The organism is Porphyromonas bennonis DSM 23058 = JCM 16335 (assembly GCF_000375645.1).
Taxonomy (GTDB): Bacteria; Bacteroidota; Bacteroidia; order Bacteroidales; family Porphyromonadaceae; genus Porphyromonas_A; species Porphyromonas_A bennonis.
This window is the reverse complement of sequence record NZ_AQWR01000066.1, coordinates 1-4,877: the sequence shown is the minus strand read 5'-3', so window position 1 is coordinate 4,877 and position 4,877 is coordinate 1. Positions and strand designations below refer to the sequence as shown.

3 protein-coding genes are annotated in these 4,877 nt (G+C 59.2%); all 3 read left to right on the top strand.

Annotation, left to right across the window (positions count from 1 at the left end; all coding sequences use genetic code 11):
- Positions 1-387: 387 nt before the first annotated feature.
- Positions 388-1,194 (top strand): glycogen/starch synthase, encoded by an 807-nt coding sequence (locus B088_RS07915; protein WP_018107892.1) that lies wholly within the window; start codon positions 388-390, stop codon positions 1,192-1,194.
- Positions 1,195-1,307: 113 nt separating this feature from the next.
- Positions 1,308-2,768 carry a DUF4270 domain-containing protein gene (locus tag B088_RS07910; RefSeq protein ID WP_018107891.1) on the top strand — a complete coding sequence of 487 codons (1,461 nt, stop codon included), beginning with the start codon at positions 1,308-1,310 and terminating at the stop codon, positions 2,766-2,768.
- 81 nt (positions 2,769-2,849) lie between these two features.
- Positions 2,850-4,844 (top strand): serine hydrolase domain-containing protein, encoded by a 1,995-nt coding sequence (locus B088_RS07905; protein ID WP_018107890.1) that lies wholly within the window; start codon positions 2,850-2,852, stop codon positions 4,842-4,844.
- Positions 4,845-4,877 lie beyond the last annotated feature (33 nt).

Sequence of the window (4,877 nt, the reverse complement as noted above, 5' to 3'; positions counted from 1 at the left end):
CTCTCGCCTGCCGATCCCGCAGGGGCGAAGCCCCGGAGGGATCATCGCTTTTTAGACCGGGTGTCGAGGCACGAAGTGCCGAAGACCCCGGGAAAGAAGACTTCGGGAAAGATATGCGACCCCGCCAGGGTGTCGCACATACCAGTCAGTCAATCAGTGCGACACCCTAGCGGGGTCGCGGGATCGCTTGCAATGCCGGATCCCCGGGTCTAAAAAGCGGGCACCCACAAGGGGTGCTTCGTTCTCCACTCTTCGCAATGAGTTGAATGGTTTCTGTACCACTCAAAAGCGTCACCCCTGGTGGCAGACCCTTTTCGTAAAGCTGATCTTTTGAAAAGAGCTGAAAAATTGGTATCTTTGGTGTAGCTCGTAAGAATAGCAGATTTTATGAATAAAAAGAAGATACTGTACATCGCTCAGGAGATCTCCCCCTATGTGGAAGAGAATGTGAGCGATCAGTCCAAAGTCCTCCCTCTGGGTATGCTTGCCCGTGGGCACGATATCCGCACCTTTATGCCCAATTACGGCACCATCAACGAGCGGCGTAATCAGCTCCACGAGGTGATCCGTCTCTCGGATGTCAATCTCACGGTCAATGACAAGGTCCACCAGCTGGTGGTCAAGGTGGCCTCCCTCCTCCCGCAGAGGATGCAGGTCTACTTCATCGACAATGACGACTTCTTCTCCCGCAAGGGGACGGTGACCGATAAGGAGGGAAACTTCTACGAGGACAATTGTGAGCGGTCTGCATTCTTTATCCGCGGTGTCTTCGAGACGGTGAAGAAGCTCCGCTGGGTGCCGGACATTATCCACTGTCAGGGCTGGTTCTCCGGCCTGGCACCGCTCTATCTCAGCACACTCTACAAGGATGACCCGGCGCTCTCCGGGGCCAAGGTCGTCTTCTCGATCTACGACATGACGCCGGAGACCCCATTCGGTCAGGATCTGACTCAGGTGCTGGGGTACGACGAGATCAAGCATGAGCTGCTGGATGGGTCTGCACTGAAGCGTGATGACCTCTATAAGCTGATACTCAGCTACGTCGATGGACTCCTTTTCGCCACCTCGGATGTGAGCGACGAGACGCGCGAGTCGGCTGCCAAGCTCGACCTGCCGGTGATGGACTATGATAATACGGAGGAGGCTATCGAGGCGGTGGATGCCTTCTACGACCGGTTGCTCGGTAAAAAATGAGTTAAGGTGACCTCCGCCGACCTCTCTTTGATATAAAATTGTCACCTTTGCAGGAGCAAGATAGGGATCACGCCGGTCTCGCTTGTCTCCAGACTCACCATACGCCATCACTCATGATCAAGATGACTCATAAGCTTAGTCTGCCTCTCGCCTCCCTCCTCGTGGGGCTCTGTCTCTTCCTCGTCTCCTGCGAGGATCGGTCGAGCTCACTCGGAGTCGGTATGATGCCCGACTATACTCGATATAAGTCCTTCGACAGCTCCTTTGACCTCACCTATCGCACCATCTCTGCTGATGTGGGGGACTCAAAGACCTCGGACGCCGGCACGCAGTACAATCGGATGTATGTCAGCTCCAACTACGGCTACATTGGACGGATCCCCAGTCAGGAGTTTGGCGGTATAGAGACCGAGTACCTGACGCAGATGTACTGCCCGGAGGGCTTTCTCTTCCGTGATCAGCCGGTGGACAATCGTATCGACTCCGCCTTCCTCACCCTCTACTACGATGGTTACTCCGGCTATGGGAAGGATCTGGTCGAGGTGACGGCATACGCACTCGATAAGCCGCTCCCCGGCGGGAGCAAGTACTCTCTGGAGAGCATCTCCGACTACTACACCCGCGGTGTGAGCAAGGAGCTGGGCCGTGTCTCCTATATGGCAGTCACCGGTACGCCGCACGAGGGCAAGGGGACTTGGATCCGCATCCCGATCGATCGGGAGATCGGGCAGGACTTCTACGACAAGTCTGCCGCCGGGAGTGAGGTGTTCAAGAGCCAGGCGGCCTTTGACCGCTACTTCCCCGGGGTCTACTTCCGCATCTCCGCCGGGACCGGTAGCGTCATCCGTGTGGTACGGACGGCGCTGACCTTCTGCTACCGCACGGAGCAGATGCTCAAGCGCCCCTCCACCGGCAAGGTCGACTCTCTCGCCTATGTCCCGACGATACAGGAGCTCTCCCACACCAACGAGGTGCCACAGCTCTCCCGCTTTGCCAATACAGGGCTGAGCAATCTGATCGGCTCCGGTACCGACTACGCCTATGTCAAGTCTCCGGCAGGCGTGCTGGCGGAGATCACCATCCCCACGCGTGAGATCAAGAAAAAGCTGGACGAAGCCCCCAAGGGCTCTGTCCGTGTCCTCGCCTCGGCGCCCTTCGTCATCTCGGGAGAGAATCGTGAGCTCTCCGAGTATCAGCTGGTCTACCCGACCAGTCTCGTGCTGATGCCGCGGGACTCTGTGGCGGGATTCTTCGAGCAAGAGCTGACTGACACCGACTCGCCCTATACCACTTATGTGAGTCGTCAGGCGATCCAGGGCTCGTCGACCTACTCCTTCGGTAATATCTCGGCTCTGATCAGCAAGCATATCGAGCAGAAGCCGGACGAGGATCTCCGGGTGGTACTCGTGCCGGTGCAGTATGTTGCGCCACAACAACAGCAGCAGAGTGGGGCGGTCTCGCCCTCCTCGGTGACCAATCTGGTCCTCCCATCCACGCTGAAGATCAAGATGGATGGTAAGAATAATAAGCTCCGCGTCTACATCAACGAACGCAAGGAGGGGTCGCCCTTCTGATGCGCTTCGCACGTTAATACCTTAGGGAGACTCCTCGATCCGGTTCGGTGGGGGAGTCTCCTTTTTCTACTCTATATTGTGATGAGAAAGTCCTACATCCTCCTCCTTCTACTCCTCCTCCTCGCCGCTCCCGGCACCATGCTCCACGCTCAGTCCACGCTGGAGGAGCGATCGCGGTCGGTGATCCTGGTGAAGAATATGGAGAAGCTCATCCCCCTCTCCCTCGGTCCTACCGGCCGGATCACCCTGCTGTGTGACGACGTGAGGGGGAGTGAGCCTCTGGCGCAACGCCTCGGGCGCTATCTGCCGGCGGATCGCCTCGCTGTCAGGTCGATGGCAAAGCTCCCCTCACTCTCGACGGACGAACTGCTGATCGTGGCGGTCACCCATGGCGACCGTCCGATGCCCGATGGGGTGGACTCGCTACTCAGGCAGCAGAGGAGTGTCCTGCTCTTTATGGATCGTCCCTCCGACGATCACTATACCGACGCCGTCATAGCGGCAGATGCGATAGCCCTCTCGTATAAGGGCGAGTCGGGGATGACGGCGCTGGCGGATGCGCTGATGGGTGGGATCCCCTTCGGAGGGACGCTGCTGGATGACAGGGCGACCCTTTTCCCCAACGGCGCCGGTCTCACCACCACCAAGACGCGCCTCACGACCGCCTTGCCCGAGGATGTGGACCTCGATGGGCATGTCCTCGCACGGATCGATCGCATTGCCGAGGAGGGACTTCGTGCGGGTGCTTACCCCGGCTGTCAGGTGCTGGTCGCCAAGGACGGTTATGTGGTCTACAGTAAGGCATTTGGCTACAAGGATGCGAGACGAAAGGAGCGCAATAGTACCGAGACGCTCTACGACCTCGCCTCAATGACGAAGGCGATCGCCACCGTGCCGCTGGTGATGATGGCGGACGACGAGGGTAGGCTGCGACTCGGCGACCGGATCGATAAGCATATTGACTACCTCCGCTGGAGCAATAAGGGCGACGTGAGGATCTCGCAGCTCCTGCAGCACTGCGGGGGGATGCCGGCGGTGATCCGTTTCTACCAGGAGATGATCGATGAGAGCAGCTACGAGTCGCCCCTGATCGCCTTTCGCCGCACAGCAGGCTACCCGACCCAGATGGATCGAAATGCCTGGGCAAGGTCGGGATTTCGGTACAAGAGCTCGATGGTCAGCCCCGACTCGACGGCGGTCTACTCGCAGCGCTTCTGCAAGGGACTCTACCTCTCCCCAGAGGTGCGGGAGATGATGCGCCGAGAGATGAAGGAGTGCAACCGCCGCACGGGGGGCTACCGCTACAGCGACATCGACTTCCTCCTCCTGCAGGAGGTGCTGGAGCGCTCCTACCGGCAGGGGCTGGACACGCTCTTCAGCGAGCGGGTAGCCGCACCTCTCGGTCTCACTCGCCTTTGCTATAGACCGCTGCAGCACTTTGGTCCAAAGGAGATGGCCGAGGGGCAGCGGGACAACTTCCTCCGCCACCAGACGCTGCGAGGCGACGTGGATGATGAAGCGGCAGCCTTGCTGGGGGGCGTGAGTGGCAATGCGGGACTCTTCGGCAATGCCGAGAGCTGCGCCGTGGTCTGTCAGATGCTCCTCGATGGTGGGCGGTACGGCGGACAGACACTCATCGACGCGGAGACGATCCGTCACTACACTACCTACCGCCACCGGCCATCGCCCTATGCGCTCGGATTTGACCGGCAGAGGGGCGGCGGACGAGGGAATACCTGCGAGGAGGCGCCGATGAGTACCTATGGTCATACGGGTTTCACCGGCACCTGCTTCTGGATCGACCCCACCAATCAGATCGTCTACATCTTCCTCAGCAATAGGGTTGCCCCTCAGCGCTGGAATCGCAAGCTCTCCTCCCTCAACATCCGCACCCGCATCCAGTCGGTCATCTACGACGCCCTCCCCCTGAGGTCTCTTCTGGAGTCGGACGAGTCGGACGATCCCGCAGGGGCGCAGCCCCGGAGGGATCATCGCTTTTTAGACCGGGTGTCGAGGCACGAAGTGCCGAAGACCGCGGGAAAAAAGATCCCGGGAAAGATTAATCGACCCCGCTAGGGTGTCGCACTTATCAGGGAGTCAGGCAATCAG